Source organism: Anaerofustis sp. NSJ-163 (assembly GCF_024135845.1).
Classification (GTDB): Bacteria; Bacillota; Clostridia; order Eubacteriales; family Anaerofustaceae; genus Anaerofustis; species Anaerofustis butyriciformans.
In genome coordinates this window covers 172,965-196,027 of sequence record NZ_JAMYJV010000001.1, presented here as the reverse complement: position 1 = coordinate 196,027, position 23,063 = coordinate 172,965, and the positions used below count along the sequence as shown (strand labels likewise).

Genomic DNA, 23,063 nt, shown 5'->3' with positions numbered 1-23,063 from the left:
TTGGAGAATGACATGAAAGAAAAAAAGATAATAAAAAAGATAAGAAATAATATTGGACTTTTTATTACTATAATAATTATATTTTTTTCTTTGTTTTGTATAAGAGATTTTATATATGATACTGAATTAAATTATGAAATGAGTTTGGATGGCTTTGGGTATGAGATTTTATTTAATGAAGAGGATACATATATAGAAGAAAGAGAAATAATTGAATTAATGTGTCCTGATAAAAGCTATGATATGATGGTAATATTTAATAAGCCAACATATAAATATATAAAAGATTGGCAGTTTAAATATAAAAATCCGGAATATGAAGATGACAAAACGGGAGTTGCTAGTGAATATAATTATGATACAAAAGTAATGCTTGAAGTAAAATCATATGATTATTCTTTTGCCTATAAAAATGCAGTAAAAGTCACAAATAAATATATTAAAGAAAATGAAAATGCAAGTAAAGAAGAAATTGAAAAATACTTTGCTAATCGCCTTGAATATGAATGGAAATACGTAAAAAAGAACAATATAAAAAAATCAATTTATATTTACAGGATGGAATGTCATAAAAGAAGTTATAGGGGTGGATATGTTGATTGCGTAACATTCTTACCTTATCAAAATAACAATGACGATTTGGCAAATGCTGTTTTTGGCGGACTTGTTGAAGAAATGGACAGGACGAAGCTACCTGAAGGGGTTGACCTTGAAGAGACAATGGAATTAATGGGGGTAGAATAGAACATGTTAAAAAGACACCGAGGGGTGTCTTTTTTGGGTTTAAAAGAGTAAATGTGATATAATATTTTCGATAAAGTAAAAAAGGGGAAAAGAAATGGAAAAAGAAAAAAGAAAACTTACAAAAAAGCAAAAAAAGATAATATTTTTGCTTATCGTTATTGTAGCGATAGCATATTATATTGATAATGGTTTCCATTTTTACGGTTTGGGGTTGAGGGGATGTAGAAAAGATTGTTTATCATATACGGAAGATTTGGAAAACTATGAAGATTATCCTCAGTTTAACTATGAAAGAGAAATAATAGACAGGATGATAAATAAAGACAATTCCGTAAAAAAGGCAATGAACAAAGCAGATGTTGAAATAGAAAAAGTAACAAATTATACAGATGATTACAGAGTAAAACTAACGGTTACTCAGTGTAACTATGGATTAATATATAAAAATGCTTTAGAAAAAGCAAATGAAGAAATAAAGAAAAATAAAGTAACCAACAAAAAAGAGAAAAATGATATATTAAATAAATATTTAGTAGAAGAATATGAAAAAAACAAAGACAAAAAAGTAACAAAAACTTTTATAAAGGAATATAATGTACATTTGAGTGAAAGCCGAAATTATACAAGAGCAAGCTCGTATATAATAAATTTTATCATTGGTAGAAATTATTATTTACTTCCTTTAGAAAATGAAAACAATAATTACATAATCTATTCTTCATTTCTTGGCGGGTTAAGAGAGGCAATGGCAGAAAATCCATGCGATTATCTTATATTAAAAAGAGAATATAAGTTTCAGGAAGATATGGAAAAGATATTTGACGGCTACATAGACGAAATAAAAGAAAGTGACAGAGCCGATTTAGTTCAGTGCAAAGATATAATAAATACCATTAATTACAAAGGTCAGAATTTTAACAGTGACAGTATATATGAAATAATTCATCCAAAATTCGAAATAATCGATGATGAAAAGGGTGAAATGTATGTAGATTTTAACAGTAATATATACAGCAAAGACTATAATGAATTTTATGAAGATATGATTGAAAATGAAAAGTCATGTAATGAAGTTGGTATTGATACATATGGTAAACTTGAAGAAAAATATAGTTTGGAAGAATGTAGACAATCATATTTTTATTATAAACTTAAAGAATATGGAAAAGGTGAGCTCAACAGAGATTATACAAATTTTAAGATAAATTATGAATGGTCAAATGAAGAATATCAAGAAGATATGAATATGACTTTGACATTTAAAGAAGAGGTAGATAAAAACGGAGAAAGCCATTTTACTGTTATGTTAACCGATAACCAAAAGGATTTGGTTTATGATAATATAACAGGAAACCTTCTTACTCAGATAAAAAAGTCATCTTATAATTATTATGATAAAGAAAAATATAAAATGTATGCCCAGTTTGACAAACAGTTAAACCAATATGTAAATGACTTAAAAAAAGAAAATGTGCATGAAGAAAGTAAAGACATAATAATACATATGCTGGAGGTTGAAGATTTTAATGAAATAGATGACTTGATACTTCCTTCATATATAGTGAATGAAAAAGAACACAAAGTTATTGTTGATTTTCACCCTTACGTGTATTCTATAGAGTACTATAATGTTTTAAGTATGATGGAAGGAGATGAGTATACCTTTGGTGTTGATATGATGACAGAAGATATAACGGGAAAAACACCAAGAGAATATGCTTATGATAAGTTTGAAACTATGGTAACTGATATTTTGAGAGATGATGGAGATAATGTTATGACATTTGATTATATCGAAAAAACGGATGAAAAAGGCAATGTATATTATGAACTTGTTATAAATGATGAAGACAGGGAAAAAATCTATAAGGAAATAATTGACAATTTGGATAGTACAATTAAAGATGAGCCTTGTAAATATTTGGAATAAGATTAAAAAAGACACCGAGGGGTGTCTTTTTTGTCTATAAAAGAAAAAATGTGATATAATGTTTCCGATAAAGTAAAATTAGGGGAACGAACATGGGAAAAAGAAAATTAAATTTATTAGGGATAATTGCTGTTGTGATTATAATATTATTGGCGGGGATAATATTTTTATCTAAATTTGATATTTTTAGTCCAATAAAAGCAAAAACATCAGATTTAAAAGCTTATGGGGAATTTTTTTACAATAATATTGTTAATTATGAAGAATATCCGCAGTTTAATTATGAAAGAGAGATACTTGATAGAATTTTTGACAGTGAAAAAGGAAGTAAAAAAGCTTTAAAAGGATGCAGTACAGAGATAAAAGAATTAAGTAAAGATGATAAAGGGAATACTGTAAGAATAACTATTTCACAATGTGATTTTGGTTTTATATATAAAAATGCTTTAGAAAAAGCAAATGAAGAAATAGCAAACAATAATATAACAAATAAAAAAGAAAAAAATGATATATTAAATAAATATTTAATAAAAGAATATGAACAACATAAAAATAAAAAAATCAATGAAACATTTATAGAAAAACCAAAGTATACATATTCATTGGAAATCCAGTCAACTTTATATAAAAATGATAACACTGATTATAAAATATATTCTGCCCTTCTTGGTGGATTAAGTGAGGCTATGGAAGAAAATCCTTGTGATTATCTTATATTAAAAAGTGAATATAAGTTTTATGAAGATATAATTAAGGAGCTTTATGGTTATGTAGACGAGATAAAGGATAGTGACAGAGATGATTTAACACAGTGCAGAGATATAATAAATACAATTGGTTATTTAGAATATAGTTTTGATGATAGTAGCAGATATCATATAATTCATCCTATTTTTGATATAGGTAAAGATAAAGTAACGATAAACTTTAATACAAATTCATATTATTATGCTTACAGGCTTGATGATTATATACACAAAGAAGAAAAAAATGATGAAGATTCTGGACTTGATATGTTTTATTGGGTCAAATATGATTATGATTTTGATGAATACAGAAAAGAAAATTATTATTTTAATTTAAAATATTTTGGAAGTTTAAGAACATATCAAGAAATAATGGATACTTATGGAATTGATATATCAGATAAAGAAGGAAATTTAATGATAGTACAGGTAGGCTGTAAAGAAGAGGTAGATGAAAATGGAGAAAGTCATTTTAGTCTTGTTGTAAATAATCAAGAAAAAGAGGATATATATAATCAAATTACAGGGAAAGTATTGGAAGAGGTTAAACAAAAACCTTGTAAATATTATGATAAAAAAGATTATAAAATATACAGACAGTTCGACAAACAGTTAGAAGAATATGTTAAAGATTTTAAGGAAGATGAAAGATACGATAAATACAAAGATATAATAAAATATATGTTTAAAGAAGAAGATTTTAATGATATAAACGATTTAATTATACCTTCATATATAATAGATGAAAAAGAGCATAAAGTTGTTATTGATTTTCATCCTTACAGTATAAGTTATTATTATGAAGACTTTATTGAAGATGTTAAAGAACGAGAAGGTAGTGAAATAAATAGTATTGATAGTAAAGAAAAGGCTATTGAATGGCTTGGTGAGACGTTTTATAAAACTAGAGAGATGTTAGGTGAAAATGCAATAAAAATTGATTATATAGAAAAAACAGATGAAAAAGGTAATGTTTATTATGAGCTTGTTATTGATGATGAAATAAGAGAACAGATTTATAAGCAAATAATTGACAACCTGGATGAAACCATGAAAGAAAATCCTTGTGAATTTTTTGAAGAATAGAAAAGACACCGAGGGGTGTCTTTTTTTATTTAAGGAGGGATAAAATGAGTAATAAAAAAGATAAATATAAGATAAATTATAGCACATATGTATCAGGAGGAAGAGCTGTAGGTAAAAGCGGTTCTTATAAAAAAGAAAGTACAGGTATAAATGGAGCAATAAGTGGAATGTTAAGTTCTATGTCAGGTGTAGGTAAAAACATTTCAAAAAGTTCTTCGTCAAAAAATAGCAGCAGTACAGGAATAAAAGGAGCAATAAGCTCAGCAGGGTCATCAATAAGCAGGTTTGCAAATGGTGACGGTTCAAGAAATTCCTCTGAAGGCAACATAAACCTTGATTATAATGTAAAGAAATATATGGGACAGAGAGGTGGAACTTTTGGGGATAAATCATATACGAAAATAGGAGATGATTTTTACTTAAAGGCAAATCCATATTCCGGTATTGATATGAAGAAGAACAATAAGCCTAAACTTCTAAAGGAAAATCAATATAACGTATCGGAAGAAAACAGAGAAAAGATAAACAAAGGGAAAATAGAAAGTTACATAAAAGGCATAAATCCTTATAGCGCACCACCGAAAAACATAAGAGACGCAAAAGCGAAAGAAAGCGTGGAAAGTCTTATGAACAGCATACAAAAGAGAAAGAATAATGTTTTTAAAAATCAAAGTGAAGATAATGAAAGGGGTATTACAGATCAAGGAATATCTCAGGTAACAAGTAATATTAAACCTTATGGAATGGACCAAAGAAGTGCTGTAAATACAAAGAATAATAGTTTATATCAAGCTTATCCAGGTTACGGAAGCAGGGGTACAAGTGTTGGATATTTTAGAAAAAATGTAGAGCACAAAGAAAAGAATATGGATAATTATGTCTATGAGCATAACAGTATACCAGGACAACCAACTAGTAAGGACTTTACCAAAAAGTATTTAAAAGTAGAGCCAACAACAAAAAATACAACAAAAGTTCAAAAGACAGCTAATGTAGGTGACTTTAGACAGAATGTGGACAGTAAATCAAATAAAGAAAAAGCATATGGTTATGAGCATATAAGTATACCAGGACAACCAACTAGCAAGGACTTTACCAAAAAGTATTTAAAAGTAGAGCCAACAACAAAAAATACAACAAAAGTTCAAAAGACAGTTAATGTAGGTGATTTTAGACAGAATGTGGACAGTAAATCAAATAAAGAAAAAGCATATGGCTATGAGCATAACAGTATACCAGGACAACCAACTAGCAAGGACTTTACCAAAAAGTATTTGAAAGTAGAGCCGACAAAAAAAAATACAACAAAAGTTCAAAAGACAGCTTATGTAGGAGAGTTTAGACAGAATGTGGACAGTAAATCAAATAAAGAAAAAGCATATGGTTATGAGCATATAAGTATACCAGGACAACCAACTAGTAGGAATTTTACACAAGAGCATTTAAAAGCTAAATCGAAATCAAAAAATACAAAGTTGCAAAATCCAGTTAACACAAGTGATATTATGAACTATTATTATGTTCCAAATGGCAAATTTAATAAAGATGAATTTAATCAACAAATGACTGATTATAAAAGTTATTTAACAGAAAAAGAAAATCTAAAGAAACAAAATAAAACAAAAGAAGCAGAAGAGTTAGAGAAACAAAATGAAGCTAATGTTAATGATCTTTTGTATTCAAATAACAGTGTTCCAGGACAACCAACAAGTGGGAACTTCACACAAGAACATTTAGGAAAAGCTGTGCCTGAGTATAAAGATATTGAAACAAAAGAAAATGAAGCCAAAGAAATGGAAAAAGAGTGTAGTGAAGATCCAAATAGAGATATGTTTATAAAAAAAGGTGAAAGTATAGAATCAAATAATACAAATGCAGGATTTATGTACGACACAAACCCTATGAAAGCTTATGAAGATGACAGCTGGTATTTAAATAGAGGGATTGAAAAAGATACAAGATATAAAAAAAATTATGATTATATGACTCAAGAAGAAAAAGATACTGCAAATTATATACTTGGAAAGTATGGTGCAAAGGCACAAGCTAAGTATTTAGAGAATATTGCTTATAGAATGGAACTGAGAGAAAGAGATGAAAAATATAACAATATGAAAAATTTAGGTCCGTTACAACTTATGTATTATGGTTTTACAAATGGTATGGGAGAAAAATGGCATGATATTGTTCAAGGAATGAGTCTGGCAGGAGGAAATGAAAATATTATTCCTGATTCTGGAAGGAGTATGGCAATAGAAAAAAAGAGAAGTGAATTAACTGGAGTAGATAAATATTTATTTGATGGTCCTGAATGGGTTGGTAATAATATAATAACTGCATTAGCAAGTATATTTTCTCCTGTTGTTGGAATTCCTCTTGATGCGACTGCAGATTATGGTTCAACATATAAAAAGAGTATGAATGGTGAATATAATATAGATGAAAAAGGAAATACTGAAATAGGTGAAAAAAATGCTAATAATAAAATGTTAATTAGTCTTTTAACAAATCTTTTAACTCTTGGTACAGGATCTATTTTAGATGATATAGATCCAAGTAATGCTAATTCGTATGAAATTTTAAAAGAATTATTTTCTGATATATTAAATAACAACATAAAAAATAATCTTGCTCCAAAATATAGAGATAAGTAAATATTAAAAAATAAATATAATTAATATAAAAATAATGATATAATGTTTTTAAAGGAGAATGTAAGCTATGACAAGAACTGTAAAGAAAATTTTTTTAAGTATATTTTTATTTATATTGATAGTTATTATTGGCGTTGTTATTCCAAATTTATACAATTCAAATTCAATGGTAGATTTGAAGGATAAATGTTATGACTATTTAACTTATGGTAATAATGATTATGATTTTGATGAATATAGAATGATAATGAAGATGATGTATCCGAAGCCTACGTTTGGGATAAAGTATGTAAACAGAAACATTGATTATGAAATAATTGAAAGAGAACGAAAAAAAGAGATTGTAGACGAAGGTACAATATTTGAAGAGGTCAAATATTATAATAAAGTAAAAATAAAAGTAACATCATATAATTATGCTCTCGCTTATAAAAATGCAGTTACATCCACAAATAAATATATCAAAGAAAATGAAAATGCAAACAATGATGAAATTGAAAAATACTTTGCAAACCGCCTTGAATATGAAGGAGGAAAAATAATAGAAAATAATGAAAAAACTGTTATGTATGTTTTTAAAAAGGAAGAGGTTGTTTATGGTGATGGACATAATAGGGGATTAAATAAAACTGTTATAAGAAAATTACCAGAACAAAAAGATAACCTTGATTTCTTAAACGCAATGCTTGGAGGACTTGTTGAAGAAATGGATAAAACGAAGTTACCTAAGGGGGTTGACCTTGAAGAGACTTTGCAGTTAATGGAGATAGAATAGATAAATAGATTAAGAATAAAAAAGACACCGAGGGGTGTCTTTTTTGTATAAATTAATAATAAAGGAGGAGATGTTTATTTTGAAAGATAAAAAAAGAAAGGACAGTATAGAAAAATTAAAAGAAGAAATCAGAAATAGTGAACTTGAAAATATGGAAAGTCCATTTAAAGAAAAAGTAAATGATGAGTGTTACAGTATTGAAATATCTAAAAAGGTATTTAACGAGGTTTATATACCATATTTGGATAATGATGACAGGTTACTTATATTCTACGGTGGAGCGGGGAGTGGAAAGAGCGTTTTTGTAGTCCAAAGATATATTTATAAGATACTAAAAAACAATCTTTGCAATATACTTGTTGTTAGAAAGACGGGAAATACAAACAGAACTTCCACCTTTGCACTTTTTAAACAGATAATAAACAAGTGGAACCTTAGGGATTTATTTTTGATAAACAAAAGCGATTTTACAATTACCTGTAAGGTGAATTTAAACCAGATTATATTTAAAGGACTTGATGATGTAGAAAAGATAAAATCAACAACCTTTGAAAGTGGTGAACTAACGGATGTATGGATAGAAGAAGCCAGTGAGGCAGAGGAAGACGACTACAAACAGCTTAACGTTCGTTTAAGGGGTGGTAAAACAAAGAAGCAGATAGTAATGAGTTTAAATCCCATAGACATAAACCACTGGATTAAGACTTCCCTTATTGATACCGGAAGAGCAACCTATCTTCATACTACCTATAAAGACAATCATTTTATAGATGATGAATACAAAAAGGAACTCGAAAGCTACAAGGATACGGATATATACTATTACAATGTGTACTGTCTTGGAATGTGGGGTGTTTTAGGGGATAGTGTATTTGATGTATCCACAGTAACAAGGCAGTTAAAGAAGAATATAAAACCCATAAAGACAGGTTATTTTAAATATGATTATGACGGAAAAGAAATAAAAAACATAGAATTTATAGAAGATGAAAAGGGCTTTATAAACATTTACGAAGATGTGGATAAAAGCTCTTTTTATGTTCTTGGAGGAGATACGGCAGGAGAAGGCAGCGATAATTTTACAGCACATGTAATAGATAATATTACCGGAAATCAAGTTGCTGTTTTAAAAAACAAGTTTGATGAAGATTTATATGCAAGGCAGGTTTACTGTCTTGGAAAGTATTATAATGATGCGCTTGTAGGGATTGAAACGAACTTTTCAACCTATCCAAACAAGGAACTTGAAAGGCTTGATTATCCTAAACTTTATGTAAGGAAAAGGGAAGATACTTATACCGGAAGAATGATAAGTTCATTTGGTTTTGTAACAACAAGGATAACAAGACCGATAATAATAGCAAATCTAATAAAGATAGTGCGTGAAGAGGGAGAAAAAATAGTTGATAAGGCTACTTTAGAAGAGATGCTTTCGTTTGTAAGGAATGAAAAAGGAAGACCTGAGGCTGCAGCTGGGGCTCATGATGATTTGGTTATGGGGCTTGCTATTACTTATCACATAAGAGAACAACAGGAAATGGTTAAAAAGAAAATAGTTAAACCGAGAACTTTCCACTTTAAAGCCGAAATGCCCGGTAAAAGCGGCGGTGATTTTGGTGGTGAAATCAAAATTATTTAGGGTTTCGCTCTGAAGAGCGACCAGTATTTTTCCAAAGCAAAAAATACTGGACAAAATGCTTTCACTCAAGCGCCGTGAGGGCTTATAACGTGGTCGGATTTTCTAAAAATCTCTACCCGAGATTTTTGAAACGACCACTACCGCTACCCCGACTATTTATTGGTTTTACAAAAGTTAATTTAATTGAATAAAAAATGTGCCCCTGAGTGAATTTCCTTATAATGTTTTTAACGTCTAGTAAAACTCTGCCCGGGTTTTACTGGGCAAAAGCTACCCCGACCTGGCTTGTTTTGTAGTTAGGTTATAAGTTTGATTGGAAATAAAATGGATATATTGGAAAAAAGGCTTATAACGTGATCGGATTTTCTAAAAATCTCTACCCGAGATTTTTGAAACGACCACTACCGCTATCCCATTTATTTATTAGTTTAATAATACTTAATTTTAGTTAATGTACCTGAATAGAAAAGTATGTCACTAGGCGTGGAGCCTTATAACGCATCGGGATTTCATGGAAAATCTACCCGATTTTCTCATGAACCGATGCTACTGCTACCCCTTATGTTTATTGGTTTTATGTTATGAAAAAGAACATGGTAATAAAATGAAATGTTTCGCTTTTTATGGTTTGATATTTATAGTTTGGGATAATGTAGTAGGATTAATATTATGTATCTTAATATTAAATAATACGTAATAAATTTTATTATATTGTAATTTATGTTAGAAACAATAGTATTAAAGTAAAAATATAATATAAATTAAGAAAAATATTGAATATTTTGTAATAAATTTTAAACAAGAATATCCTAACAAAATAATTATAAATATAGTTTAAAAATATGGGAATATGTTGGGATTAAAACTTTGAAAAGTTATGTTATTATATATTATGGAAAAATAAATAAAATGTTTTGAGGGTAATTTCATTTTATCTTAAAACTTTAAAGGCACTTAAAAAAGTGTCTTTTTTTTTATGGGTGGTTTTGGGTGGGAATGCTTAAAGTGTCAAGTCTTCATAAGACTATAAATTATGCGCCTTACCTACGTTAAAGGTAAAAGTCCGGACAAAAGAAAAGGAGGAAATGATATGGAAGAAAATTACGAAGGACAATCATTTTCACAAGATGATTTAAATCAAGAAGATTACTATAATAGTTATGACGATTCATATGGTTACGATTCATCTGAGTATGATGAGGGCTTAAGTACCGAAAAAGAATATTATGATGAAGAGCGGGAACAAGAGGAAGATACTTATTTTGATGAAGAGCCTAATGAAGATTACGAAGAAGATTATGAACAAAAAGCTGATGAGTTTTCTGATATGGAAAACTTCATGGATGAAGAGATCACACATTCTGACAACGACACTTTAAGCCAGACAAAGCTTGGAAATTATTATGCTGATGAAATCATATCTTTAGGAGATGAAGATATGAACGAAGTATTAAATGAACTTCTACATTCAAATAATTTGGATACTACATCGGAAGTTCTTTTAAACAGGCTTTCAAGTGAGTTATCCCTTAGAACAAATGAAAATGAACTTAGAAATATTGGTAAAGATCCAAGCGTACTTAGAAGTGATGATTTTATAAACTTTGCCAAATATTTCAGAGATGATGTTCCATTAATGGATGTCTACAATGTTTATGAAAGCCGTGTGCTTAATAAGGAGCAAAACACTTATTCTCCTGCGGGAAGTCTTAAAGATAATAAAAAGCCCGGAGGTATTAAGGATTATTACACTGCCGATGAAGTGGACGATTTTACGGTTGAGGACTTTAAGAGAAATCCGAAGTTACTTGATATTGTGAATAGGTCTATTGAGAGATGGTAACAGTTAAGGGGTTTCACCCCTTAAACCCTTTATTTAAGGGTTTTCAACCCTTAACAACCCGACCAAATATTTGCTCGTCCAAATATTTGGATAAAAGGACGCCACTGGGCGTGGAGCCTTTGACGCATCGGAATTTCATGGAAAATCTACCCGATTTTCTCATGAACCGATGCTACCGCCGTCCCGAACGGTTTAGTTATGAGTTTTATGGTAGGGAGTGGGACATCATGGTGAAATTTAGGTTTTACGTTAAATGATGTTTATGTTAAAGGGTGGGACAATGTAATAAAATCAAATTTATACTTTGAATGGGTTTTATGTAAGTGTGTGGGACATGGTGATGAAATGGAAAGTATGAGTTTTATTGTTTTTTATATAGGGGGTGGGACATCATGGTGAAATTTAAGTTTTACGTTAAATGATGTTTATGTTAAAGGATGGGACATTGTAATAAAATCAAATTTATACTTTGAATGTGTTTTATGTAGGGAGTGGGACATGGTGATGAAATGGAAAGTTTCATTTTGAATGGGATTTATATAGGGGGGTTGGTGTGGGGATGAAATGCAGGTTTTGTGTTTCATGGTTTTTAGTTGAGGGTAAATTTTATTATATTAAAGTTACTTTTCTATAAACGAGGTTAGGCGTGGGATGAAGGTATGAGGTGTTAAGTTTAAGAAAAGTAAAAATTTAAAACATAAATTATTAAAAACAATTAAGATATATTTGATAAATACAGGATAAAGAGAAATAAAGGGAGGGAAAGGGAAAATATTTATCGAAATATCGAAAAATGAGGGAAGTAACATAAGTTACTTCTTTTTTAATAAAAGAAAGAGAGGAAAATATGAGTTATAACAATTTTAAAGCGACAGTATGGAGTGCAAACATACTAAGAGATTTGGAAAAAATGGCAGTACTAGACAAAGACTGTTGTCATGATTTTGACGGAGACATTAAACAAGCAGGAAAGGTAAAAATTCTTGGAGTTGCAAGACCAACAATCGGAGATTATGACGGAAGCGACATTCACGATCCTGAAGATGTAAAAGATACAAGCATTTATCTAGACATCGACAAGGCAAAATATTTCAACTTTGGAGTTGATGACATTGACAAAGCACAATCAAGAAAGGGTTTAATGTCATCTCTTAGAGCTGAAGCAACAGCAGGGCTAACTGAAGCATATGAATACGACATTGCCTTAGAAGCAAAAAATGCAGGTAAATTTTCAGCATCAACAGCTGTATCAACAGAAGATGATATGAAAAAATTAGTAGACAAAGGTCTTGTATGGTTAAGAGATAACGGAGTTCCTATGACACAAAGAGTAGTAATCGAGCTAACTCCATGGGCTTATGATATCTTTGAAAACAAGATTATTGAATTAAAAACAAGAAACGACAAACTAATCGAAGAAGGTATTCTTGGTAAATACAAAAATGCTTACGTAAAAATGAGTAACAACTTATACAACGACGGAAAAGACGATTACTTAATGATAAGAACAAACAGAGCCATTGCAGCAGGAAAACAAATTGATAATGTTGAACCATTCAGACCTGAAAAGAGATTTATGGACGCTGTAAAAGGGTTACTTGTTTATGGAACAAAAACAGTAAGACCAAAAGAATTATATACAATAAAAGCTCACGAAGCAGAGTAAGAAGGGAGAATAAAATATGTCAGTAACAAATATTGAAAGAGTAAAAATAAAAAGAAACACTCCTGGAGAATATCCTGAGTTAACAGCAATTGACACAACAGACGGAGCGTTAATTGATTTTGACGGATGCGATGATAAAACACTTATGATTTTTTCGGCTTCATCAGAAGGTGCGAAAGTAAAAGTACACAGTGGCAATGGTATTCAAGGAGTAGAAGCGGCAGAATTTGAGTTTGATATTCCAAACGGAGAAATGAGAACACTTGTAATCGAAAGCGGTAAATACAAAGACGTAAAAGTAAACAAAGGAAAAGTTAAAGTTACTGTAACAGGCACAGTTTCTGTAGGAGTAATTGAACTTCCATAAGACTTTACTTAAGGGATACTCCCTTAACAACCCTGTCTTAAGGGTTTTCAACCCTTAACAACCCGACCATATTTTTGCCGAAGCCCAAAAATATGGAAAAAAGGCTTTCACTCAAACGCCGTGAAGGCTTAAACGCATTCCAAAGCTTACTAAAAATACTACCCGTATTTTTAGAGCTGGAATGCTACCCCTCCCATTTAACTATAACCCCAAACCAAAATTAATGAGAATATGGTTAAATACTACCCTGACCAATAATAAGGTAGGGTGGCGGTAGTGGTCGTTTCAAAAATCTCGGGCAGAGATTTTTAGAAAATCCGACCACGTTATAAGCCTCCACGGCGAGTGGCGCCCTTTTATTCGACTTTTTTAGGCGTGTAAAAAAGTCGTGGGGTTTTTAAGGGGCAAAGCCCCTTAGAGAGAAAGGAGGTAAATAATGAGTATAAGAAGTATAAAAGAGATAAAAAGATATATTCTTGCGATAATTGAAGAATACTCTACAAATGATTTGTATACTTCCGATGATGAAGATATAAACAAAAGACTTATTCCTCTTATAAACATTCATTATCAAATGTTATTTAATCAAAGCGAAAATATAAAGACAAAGAAAATCGAAGTTGAAATTGATAATGAAATGTCAAGAGATGAATATAAGCCTTATTCTCTTGGTTCACTTTGTGCCAAGTTTCTTGGAATAAGGGTAATAAAGTCAGATTATAAAGATATAGATTATTATTTCTTAAATAAAAAGTTATATATTAAAAATAATTACGAAGGGCTTATTGAAGCACAGTACAAGCCTTACTGTGAAGATTTAAGCGATATACCAAATGATAAACTTGACGAAACGGAACTTGACCTTGATGTAAATTCGGTTATTGTTCTTTGTTATCATGTTGCAAGCGATGTTTTAAAAACAGATGTCGGAGCAGATTATACAGCCTTTGACCAAAAAGCAGCAAAAGTTATATCGGCTCTTGACATAACGAAAAACGGTGTGATGGGAATAGTAAGACCCGTAAAAATCTACGGCGGAGGTTTATAATGGCTAAATCGGAAACCATAAAAAGAACCTATAAGAACATAAAAGGCGTGGATTTTTCAAGAGAGGCAAGAAATGTTAGTGATAACCGCTCTCCAATGATGGTCAATATGTGGAAAGATTATCTTGATGATTCTCAGTGTGTGGTTACAAGAGAAGGTTATAAGTTAATCGCTGATTTTTCTTCTTTAATAGATAACGAGTTAAACAAGAGAATCTACGGTATACATATTTATACCACTCTTTCGGATAATCTTGCATTAGTGCATATAGGAAAATTTTTATATCTATATAAAGAATTTCCTAGTCAAATAAATTTAGAAAACACTGTTTTACTTTCGGATAAAATGAACGAATGTAAGTCAATGAGTTTTATGTATAACGAAAAATTATACATAAATGACGGTTTAATTTATTACAGATTTGACGGAGAAAACCTTATTGAAGTAGGTAATAAAGAAAGGATAAACGAACAGGTTCTTAAAATTGACAGTGAAAATTCTGAAAGTAGTTTTGATATTCCTTTCATTCCTACAACTTCAATTTCAAGACTTCCGGACGGAGGGGGAGAAAGTTATCAAGGCGTAAATGTTCTAACGGGTTTTAGAAAAAATTCTTTTAGCGGAGATAATAAAACAAAGGTTTATGTTCTTGATACTACAGACCTTACAAATAGCGATATTAAATATCTAAAGGCATGGATAAATGATACTTATATTGACTTAAAAAACGGAACCAGTCTTACATATGATGTTAAAAATTCAGAGACCGGAGAAGTAACAACAAAGACCGATACGTTTAAATTAGCAGAAAACGGAATTGACATAAAAAAAGGAACAATAACATTTAATGTAGCCCCGCCAATGGCTGCAACTCTCGGTCAGGATAATGTAGTGATAATGTTTTATAAAGAAGTGGACGGATATATTGACAGAATAAATAATTGTAAAATTAATGCGGTTTTTGATAACAGAGTATTTTTTAGTGGTAGTAAAACATATAAAAACGGTCTTTTTTACAGCGAATTAAACGACCCTGAATATATTTCAGACCTTAACTATTATCAAGACGGCAGCGACAACGAAAATATAACTTCCATTACGGTTGCAGGTAATGTTCTTTGGGTATTTAAGGACTCAAAAGAAGGCGGCAATAATTTATTTTATCATAAGCCAGACACTGAGCAGATAACAATAACAAATATTCAAGGTAAATCGGAAACAAAATACTATAAAACTTATCCCGTAAAGCAGGGTAAAAGCAGTTTTGGAAGTTTTGGATGCAGTATAAACTTTAAAGATGATGTATGTTTTTTAACGAAAGAAGGAATGTATGGGCTTAAATATTCCGATTTAAACAGCGATATTTATGCCGCAGACTTTGTATGCGAAAGGTCCAGCCTTGTTAATCCTAAAATGACAAATGAAGATAAATACCTTGATGCGTCTATGGATATATACAAAGGGTATTTATGTATTCTTATAAACGGAAATATGTATCTTGCAGACAGCAGAAAAACTTTTGAAGTAAATAAAGGTTATGAGTATGAGTGGTTTTATTTTGAAGGGCTTAGAGTATTTGATGAACAAAGAAACGAATATAAGGGTATATATCTAAAATCTTTTGACAATAAACTTTATTTTGCAACTGACGGAGGGCATATATGCGTATTTGATGAAACATTATATCAGGATAATGAAGAAAATATGGAAAATTATATTTTATTAAAATCCGATAACTTTTCTGACATAAATCATTTAAAGACAACTTCCAAAAGAGGTGGAATAGCAAAGTTTAAAGTAATGGGAAATTCCAGTGTTGGAATATACATAAGAACCAACAAAAGCAAAGAATATAAGTATATAACAACATATAAAAATGCCGGTTTTTCATTTATAGATTTAGATTTTAGGACATTAAGTTTTTTAATAGATCAAGATAACAACTATGGAGTAATAAAAACGAAGCAAAAGAAATTTAACGAACTTCAAATAAAACTAAAAGGCGAAACAATTGACAAAAAAGAATCGAGACCTTTCGGCTTTTTCTCTTTCACATTGGAAGGTTACAAAGGAAACTATATTAAAAGGTAGGTGAATGGTTGATGGATAAACTGATTGGATTTGATGAAGATGTAAGAAATATAGAGCCTCTTGGAGATACACCGATGATTTCAGGTGAAGAATTGAGACAGACTTTTGATAAAGCCGGTGTAGACATAAAAGAGTATTTAAACTCGGTTTTGCTTCCTAAAGTAAATGATGAAATTATAGAAAATATTGACACGAACACAACGAACATAGAAAAGATAAAAACCGATATGGAGAGTATAACAAATAGGGTGGATAATACTATTGCTAAAATATATGTAGGTGAAAGTACATCGGAAGCAGTTAATACATCACCTAAAATAGTATTTTCAAAAACAGTTCCTACTACTTCAAATTATGGAGCTAATCTTCCCATTGGCTCAATAGTATTTGTGTATTAGAGGTGAGATATGGCAAGTAGCGGAAAAGTAACGGGAAAATATTCAAACAACGATGATGTTTATATATCTTTGGAATGGGAAGTAAAAAGTCAGGATAAAGAAGCAAATAAAACTGTAATACACTGTGAATTATGGCTTAGAGGAAATGACAGTTATAGACATTGGAACTTTTACGATCATATAAGCTATATAACAGTAGACGGAGTAAAGAAAACAAATTCTAAAACTAATTTTGATACTTATAAAAATCCGTGTTTATTAACACAGGCTGATTTTACCATAAAGCATAGTTCATCAGGTGCAGGTGATTTTAGTGTAAGTGCTAAACATTATAGTGGTGTTGCAATTGGAACAGCTACAATAAGTTCAAAAAACTTTACACTTCCTACAATAAAGAGAATATCAAAGTTAAACTCTTTAAGTATAGTAAATGAATATAAGGGGATTAAGGCGAGTTATACAAAATATAATTCTTCTTTTAGTGATACATTAGTTATAAAATGCAAGACATTTACAAAGAGCGTAAGTAATTATAAAAGCGGGAATACCGTATCTTTTACAAGTAGTGAATTAACTAAACTTGAAGATATTTTAGGGGAAGATAAGACTATAACATTTACTTGTTATTTAAAAACTTACAGCGGTTCTACACTTCTTGGTAATAGTAATTCTTTATCTAAAAGCGGAACTCTTACTTTTAATGGGGGACCTAAAGTATATATAAAAGTAAGCTCTTCTAATATATCAAAGGTAAAAGGGGTATATATAAAACCTTCAAGCATATACAAAGTTAAGAGTTCGTATTTAAAAACTTCATCAAGCAGTATAGTAAAAAGTTAATATAAAAAGGAGGTAAATTATGGCAAGCAATCCATATAGTGGTTTAAGTTCGTATGCGAATAAGTATTATAAAAATACTAATGATGCTGTAAATAATTATTATAATTCGGCAAAAACAAACATAACGAATGATACTAATCAACAAGTAAAAGAATATCAGCAAAAGAAAGTACAAGCAGACAAAGATGCATTCCGTGATGCAAGAGCTGCAAATGCTGATTACTTAAAAAGCATTAATCCCTATGGATACAATGCAGAAAAACAGGCAAGTTCCGGTCTTGGCGGAAGCGGTTTTTCCGAAAGCAGTAAAAGTGCAAACTTTACAACCGCACAAAACAGAATATCACAGGCAAGAACAACGGCAGAACAGGCAAAAATGAATTTTGACAATCAAATTGCACAAGCCTACAACACCAAAAACTCTAAACTTGCAGAACTTGCATATAACACAATGAATACAAGAAACAAAGCTTTAGATACTCTGCTTAGTAAAAAATTAAGTATTGCTTCAGGGTTAAAGGATTGGTATTTAGGAAAAGGAAATTTGGATTTAAACAAAGAAGAATTTCAATTCAGAAAATCCCAAGCATAATAAGGAGGAATTATGCAGATAAAATATTCAAACAGCGGATATTTATTTTTTAAAGTAAGTGAAGAGAGCATTTTAGATTTAAGCATTATATCTAAGGTGCTTTTTTCTTTTGGAAGAGGTGTAAAACAGTTAATAAAAGAATATCCGGGTGAAGTAAGTTATTTTGAAAAGGAGCGAGGTTTTCTCGTTCCTTTTTCTCAGGAAGACATGACAAGATTTAGAGAAGGCGATGATGTGGAATATGATGTGAAGTTTATTTATAAAACAGGAGATAGTTATTCAACGGATATAGGAAATTTAGAAATAGGCGAAGTTGTAAACAAAAATACTTATAACATTTAGAAAGGAGAAAAAATATGGCAATTGAATTAATTGTTGATACTCCCGTATTAAAGGGAGAAAAAGGAGATAAAGGAGATACGGGAAGTTTTGATTATACTCATCTTGAAGAAATAGTAGACGAACATCTTGATAATAGATTTTCTGATGTAGAAGCAAGTCTTGATTTAAAGGTTGATAAAGAAGTAGGGAAAAGTCTTGTTGATGATGATTACATAGCAAAACTTGATAATCTTGAAACACTTGATAAAACCGTTGTAGAAAAGTTTAATGATAAAGTTGAACAAAGCGACCTTGAAGAAAACTTAATACAAATTGAAGGTCAGTTACAAAACTATATTGATGAACATCTTGTTACTGCAGGAAGCGGTGATATGTTAAAAAGTGTATATGATACTAACGGTGATGGTGTTGTTGATATTGCAGAAAATGCTAATAATGCTGATAAAGTAAATAATTTAACAGTAGAAACAGCAGTGCCTGCTGGTGCAGTTTTTACCGATACAACTTATGAAGTTGTAACCACTGAAAAAGACGGGCTTATGAGTTCTGTTGATAAAATTAAATTAAATGGAATTGAAAATGGAGCTAATAATACAGAAATTATTAATAATCTTACAAGTACGGAAATAGATAAAGCATTAAGTGCTGCACAAGGGAAAAATATCAATGATACTATTACAAGTGTAAAAGAAGAAGTTTTAAATATTCAAAATAATATCACAGAGCTAAAAAAAATTACAAGAACTTTACTATTTGAAGGGGCAATAAAAACAGGTGTTATTACATTAAATGAAAGTATGAATAATTATAGATATTTAGTGTTTAATATAAGTTCAGATACTTCGGGAGGTCCTTTCGGTGCTGGTATATATCCAGTTTTAGAACAAAACCAAATGTCGACACAAAGTGTATTGTGTTACGACTCAGTTCCAAAAACAACATATAACGCAAACGCAGTTACGATATATACAGGAAGATTTACTAAACAATCAGATACTCAACTTAATACAGATATTCCAATTCATAATAATATTATTAGAACAGAACAATCTATTGGCGGTGGAACAGAATATTACGTTAGAGAAATATGGGGGGTACGTTAAATGAAAATAAGTTTAGATGAAAATAAATATATTATTTCTTTTGCTGTTATCGGAGATGTAGAAAACAGTATTGAAACTGATTTAAGTGTTGAAGATTTTAATGATTTACCATGCTTTTTATATAAGTATGAAAACGGAATTTTAACACTTGACGAAGAAAAGAAAAAACAATGGGAAGAAGAACAAAATGAGCCTGAGCCAGAGCCAAGCGGAAACGATTATGTAACTTATGATGAGCTGGCAAAAGCAATAAGAGAGGGGGTAAACAGCTATGGAGTCTAAGGAATATGTACTAAGTAAAATGAGAGAGGTAGGATTAAATTCAGCTACTTTATTTCAAGAAAAAGCACCGGAAATGGACGGAACACAAATAATTGACAAAGAATATAGTATACCTGATTTTAACCCCGAATTACATCAGTATTTAAACTGGACAAAGGGGCAGGTAGTAAAAGATAACGGACAAGTATGGCAGTTATTACAACCTTATGACAGCACAGTTTACAAAGACCACCCCGAAAATTTAAGAGCACAGTGGAGTTTATGTCACACAAAAGACCCGTTAAAAGCAAAACCATATGTTGCACCTCTTGGAACAAGCGGTATGTATATGAAAGACGAGTGTTGCATAGAAAATGGCAAGGTTTATCGTTCAAAGATAGACAATAACGTTTGGACACCGAGTGGTTATCCTGCTGGTTGGGAGGAGGTAACGCTTTAAGGGATTCTCCCTTAACAACCCTTATTTAAGGGGTGTTACCCCTTAAGAACCCCACCATATTTTTGCCGAAGCCCAAAAATATGGGAAAAAGGCTTTCACTCAAACGCCGTGAAGGCTTATAACGTGGTCGGATTTTCTAAAAATCTCTACCCGAGATTTTTGAAACGACCACTACCCACACCCCAACTTAATGAGAGTGTGATAAAATCCTGCTTTAGTTAATAATAAGTTAGGGGGGCGGTAGCACTCGTTTATAGAAAAATCGGGTAGATTTTTCATGAAATCCGAGTGCGTTATGGCTCCACGCCCAGTGGCGCCCTTTTATCCAAATATTTGGGCGAGCAAATATTTGGTGGGGTATAAGGGGTGAAACCCCTTAGAGAATTTTTTTTATTATGAAAATTTAAAAAGGAGTGATTTTATGAGATGACAGAATCACAAATAACAATAATTATTGCTCTTATAGGACTGATTATAACCGTGATAATCAATATAAGCAGATTTGCAGGAGCGGTTACAAAAATAGAAACTTCTTTAAATCACTTAAATGATGTTTTAAAAGATTTAAAAAATGAATTTAAAGAAAGTAGAGAAGAAATGGCAATGAAGAGAAAAAGACTTTGGGATCATAACGAAAAACAAGACAAGATACTTGATGAACATGAATTAAGAATAATAAAACTTGAAAATAAGGAGGGACATTAGTGTTAAGCATAAAAAATTATCAATCTAATTTAAAATACTATTATGGATTTTATACCGGAAGTGTTGACGGAAAAGTCGGAAGTAAGACGACTTCTGCAGTAAAAAGTTATCAAAAGTTTAAAGGGCTGACACAAGATGGGATTTACGGAAGTAAGACTGATAGTGCATTAATTTCAGATATAAAAAATTTACAAACCTTACTTAATAAAAATGGAGCAAAACTTACAGTAGATGGAATAATTGGAAATGCGACCGTTTCGGCAATTAAGTCATTTCAAAAGAAGAAAGGTTTATCTCAGGATGGTATTGCAGGAAGTAATACTATTAAGGCTTTGAAGAATACATCTTCTTCAAGTTCTTCATCTTCAAAAGTAAATTGGAATAAAGTTAAGTATTTCAAAAAATCAGAGTTTAAATGTCAATGCGGAGGTAAGTATTGTAATGGATACCCCGCAGAGATGAGTTCAAAGCTTATTGATATTTTAGAAGAATTAAGAGAATATTTTGGCAAGCCTATAACAATTACATCAGGGCTTAGATGTAGTAAACATAATGCCAATGTTGGAGGAGTAAGCAATTCTAAACATATGTACGGAAAAGCAGCGGATATTTATATTGCCGGAGTTGATAAGGCAAAAATAAAATCAAAAGCATATTCTTTGGGGGCAGCATATAGTTACTATGGAACAGATAATATGGGTAATGCCGTTCATATAAATGTATAGTTTATAAGGGGCGTTGCCCCTAACCCCATATTTAAGGGCTGTCTGCCCTTAACAACCCGATATTAAGGGGTGTTACCCCTTAAGAACCCCACCAAATATTTGCTCGCCCAAATATTTACATAAAAGGACGCTACTGGGCGTGGCGTTTTAGGGTTTCGCTCTAAAGAGCGACCAGTATTTTTCCAAAGCAAAAAATACTGGACAAAATGCTTTCACTCAATCGCCGTGAAGGCTTAGACGCATCGGGATTTCATGGAAAATCTACCCGATTTTCTTATGAACCGATGCTACCGCCACCCCAACTTAATTATTGGTTTTATTTAGTGGGGTGGGACATTGTTGTGAAATAAGAATAATTATTTTGAATGAGTTTTATTTAGTAGGGTGGAACATCATAGTGAAATTTAGGTTTTGTGTTTAATGGTTTTATATAAGGGGTGGGATATGGTAGCAAAATTAAATTTATATTTTTAATGCTTTTTATTTTAGGGTGTTGGACAGAATAGTGAAATGAAAATAACTACTTTGAATGGGTTTTATGTTAGGGAGTGGGGCATGGTGAAGAGATAAAGATATATAACTAAGATTTACTAAACTTCACCTATTATCATCATGACAGCGTATGGAGAGGTTTAAAGATAGTTTTAAAGTTTAATATGAATTATAAAATATAACAGGAGGTAATAATGAAAAATATTGATTTAAAAAATGTTTCAAGCGGAACTATTGCAAGGACGCTTTTTTTATTTGTAAGTTTAATAAATGGAGCTTGTGGTATATTTGGACTTACTGAGTTAAATATTGACGAAAACACAATTTACACAGTTGTAACAGGTATAACTACCATTGTTTCGGCGGTTCTTGCATTTTGGAAAAACAACTCTTTTACAAAAGAGGCTATTGAGGCTGATAAGTATAGAGAAAATCTTTTAACAGATGAAAAAATTGAAGATAATTCAAAAGAAGAGATTGAATTTGAATAGATTAATTAAAAAAGGGGCATTTTGCCCCCTTTTTTTTATTTTTGTGACTATATTTTTTATGATTTA

The 23,063-nt window shown here is 30.9% G+C and carries 21 protein-coding genes; all 21 read left to right on the top strand.

Going from position 1 to position 23,063, the window contains the following annotated elements:
• Nucleotides 1-12: 12 nt before the first annotated feature.
• Nucleotides 13-744 (top strand): hypothetical protein, encoded by a 732-nt coding sequence (locus M6G78_RS00990; protein WP_253229343.1) that lies wholly within the window; start codon nt 13-15, stop codon nt 742-744.
• 94 nt (nt 745-838) lie between these two features.
• Nucleotides 839-2,674, top strand: coding sequence for a hypothetical protein (locus M6G78_RS00985; protein ID WP_253229342.1), 1,836 nt, complete (start codon nt 839-841; stop codon nt 2,672-2,674).
• A gap of 92 nt (nt 2,675-2,766) precedes the next feature.
• Nucleotides 2,767-4,506, top strand: a complete 1,740-nt coding sequence (locus M6G78_RS00980) for a hypothetical protein (RefSeq protein WP_253229341.1) — start codon at nt 2,767-2,769, stop codon at nt 4,504-4,506.
• Nucleotides 4,507-4,550: 44 nt separating this feature from the next.
• Nucleotides 4,551-7,160: a hypothetical protein gene (locus M6G78_RS00975; RefSeq protein ID WP_253229340.1), complete on the top strand. Its 2,610-nt coding sequence runs from the start codon at nt 4,551-4,553 to the stop codon at nt 7,158-7,160.
• A gap of 67 nt (nt 7,161-7,227) precedes the next feature.
• Nucleotides 7,228-7,935, top strand: a complete 708-nt coding sequence (locus tag M6G78_RS00970; protein ID WP_253229339.1) for a hypothetical protein — start codon at nt 7,228-7,230, stop codon at nt 7,933-7,935.
• Nucleotides 7,936-8,014: 79 nt separating this feature from the next.
• Nucleotides 8,015-9,574, top strand: coding sequence for a PBSX family phage terminase large subunit (locus M6G78_RS00965; RefSeq protein WP_253229338.1), 1,560 nt, complete (start codon nt 8,015-8,017; stop codon nt 9,572-9,574).
• A 1,090-nt stretch (nt 9,575-10,664) separates the two neighbouring features.
• Complete coding sequence (locus tag M6G78_RS00960) at nt 10,665-11,417, top strand: hypothetical protein (RefSeq protein ID WP_253229337.1); 753 nt, start codon at nt 10,665-10,667, stop codon at nt 11,415-11,417.
• An 847-nt stretch (nt 11,418-12,264) separates the two neighbouring features.
• Entirely contained in the window at nt 12,265-13,083 is an 819-nt protein-coding gene (locus M6G78_RS00955) for a hypothetical protein (protein WP_253229336.1), read from the top strand.
• A gap of 16 nt (nt 13,084-13,099) precedes the next feature.
• Entirely contained in the window at nt 13,100-13,450 is a 351-nt protein-coding gene (locus tag M6G78_RS00950; protein ID WP_253229335.1) for a hypothetical protein, read from the top strand.
• 436 nt (nt 13,451-13,886) lie between these two features.
• Nucleotides 13,887-14,498 carry a hypothetical protein gene (locus M6G78_RS00945; RefSeq protein WP_253229334.1) on the top strand — a complete coding sequence of 204 codons (612 nt, stop codon included), beginning with the start codon at nt 13,887-13,889 and terminating at the stop codon, nt 14,496-14,498.
• Complete coding sequence (locus tag M6G78_RS00940) at nt 14,498-16,588, top strand: hypothetical protein (protein WP_253229333.1); 2,091 nt, start codon at nt 14,498-14,500, stop codon at nt 16,586-16,588. Before M6G78_RS00945 ends, M6G78_RS00940 begins: the two co-directional genes overlap by 1 nt.
• A gap of 11 nt (nt 16,589-16,599) precedes the next feature.
• On the top strand, nt 16,600-16,986 hold the full coding sequence (locus M6G78_RS00935) for a hypothetical protein (RefSeq protein WP_138268845.1): 387 nt from the start codon (nt 16,600-16,602) through the stop codon (nt 16,984-16,986).
• Nucleotides 16,987-16,995: 9 nt separating this feature from the next.
• On the top strand, nt 16,996-17,826 hold the full coding sequence (locus M6G78_RS00930) for a DUF859 domain-containing protein (protein ID WP_253229332.1): 831 nt from the start codon (nt 16,996-16,998) through the stop codon (nt 17,824-17,826).
• Between the two features lie 19 nt (nt 17,827-17,845).
• Nucleotides 17,846-18,418: a hypothetical protein gene (locus M6G78_RS00925; protein WP_253229331.1), complete on the top strand. Its 573-nt coding sequence runs from the start codon at nt 17,846-17,848 to the stop codon at nt 18,416-18,418.
• A 12-nt stretch (nt 18,419-18,430) separates the two neighbouring features.
• Entirely contained in the window at nt 18,431-18,760 is a 330-nt protein-coding gene (locus M6G78_RS00920) for a hypothetical protein (RefSeq protein ID WP_138268842.1), read from the top strand.
• A 14-nt stretch (nt 18,761-18,774) separates the two neighbouring features.
• Entirely contained in the window at nt 18,775-19,863 is a 1,089-nt protein-coding gene (locus M6G78_RS00915; RefSeq protein ID WP_253229330.1) for a hypothetical protein, read from the top strand.
• On the top strand, nt 19,864-20,145 hold the full coding sequence (locus tag M6G78_RS00910) for a DUF2977 domain-containing protein (protein WP_253229329.1): 282 nt from the start codon (nt 19,864-19,866) through the stop codon (nt 20,143-20,145).
• On the top strand, nt 20,135-20,584 hold the full coding sequence (locus M6G78_RS00905) for a hypothetical protein (protein ID WP_253229328.1): 450 nt from the start codon (nt 20,135-20,137) through the stop codon (nt 20,582-20,584). The genes M6G78_RS00910 and M6G78_RS00905 overlap by 11 nt, the downstream gene beginning before the upstream one ends.
• Before the next feature lie 426 nt (nt 20,585-21,010).
• Nucleotides 21,011-21,289 (top strand): hypothetical protein, encoded by a 279-nt coding sequence (locus M6G78_RS00900; protein WP_253229327.1) that lies wholly within the window; start codon nt 21,011-21,013, stop codon nt 21,287-21,289.
• A complete protein-coding gene (locus M6G78_RS10315; protein WP_253229326.1) occupies nt 21,289-22,014 on the top strand; it encodes a peptidoglycan-binding protein in 726 nt (241 codons plus the stop codon). The genes M6G78_RS00900 and M6G78_RS10315 overlap by 1 nt, the downstream gene beginning before the upstream one ends.
• Nucleotides 22,015-22,700: 686 nt before the next feature.
• Nucleotides 22,701-22,997 (top strand): phage holin, encoded by a 297-nt coding sequence (locus M6G78_RS00890; RefSeq protein ID WP_253229325.1) that lies wholly within the window; start codon nt 22,701-22,703, stop codon nt 22,995-22,997.
• The last annotated feature ends 66 nt before the right edge of the window (nt 22,998-23,063 follow it).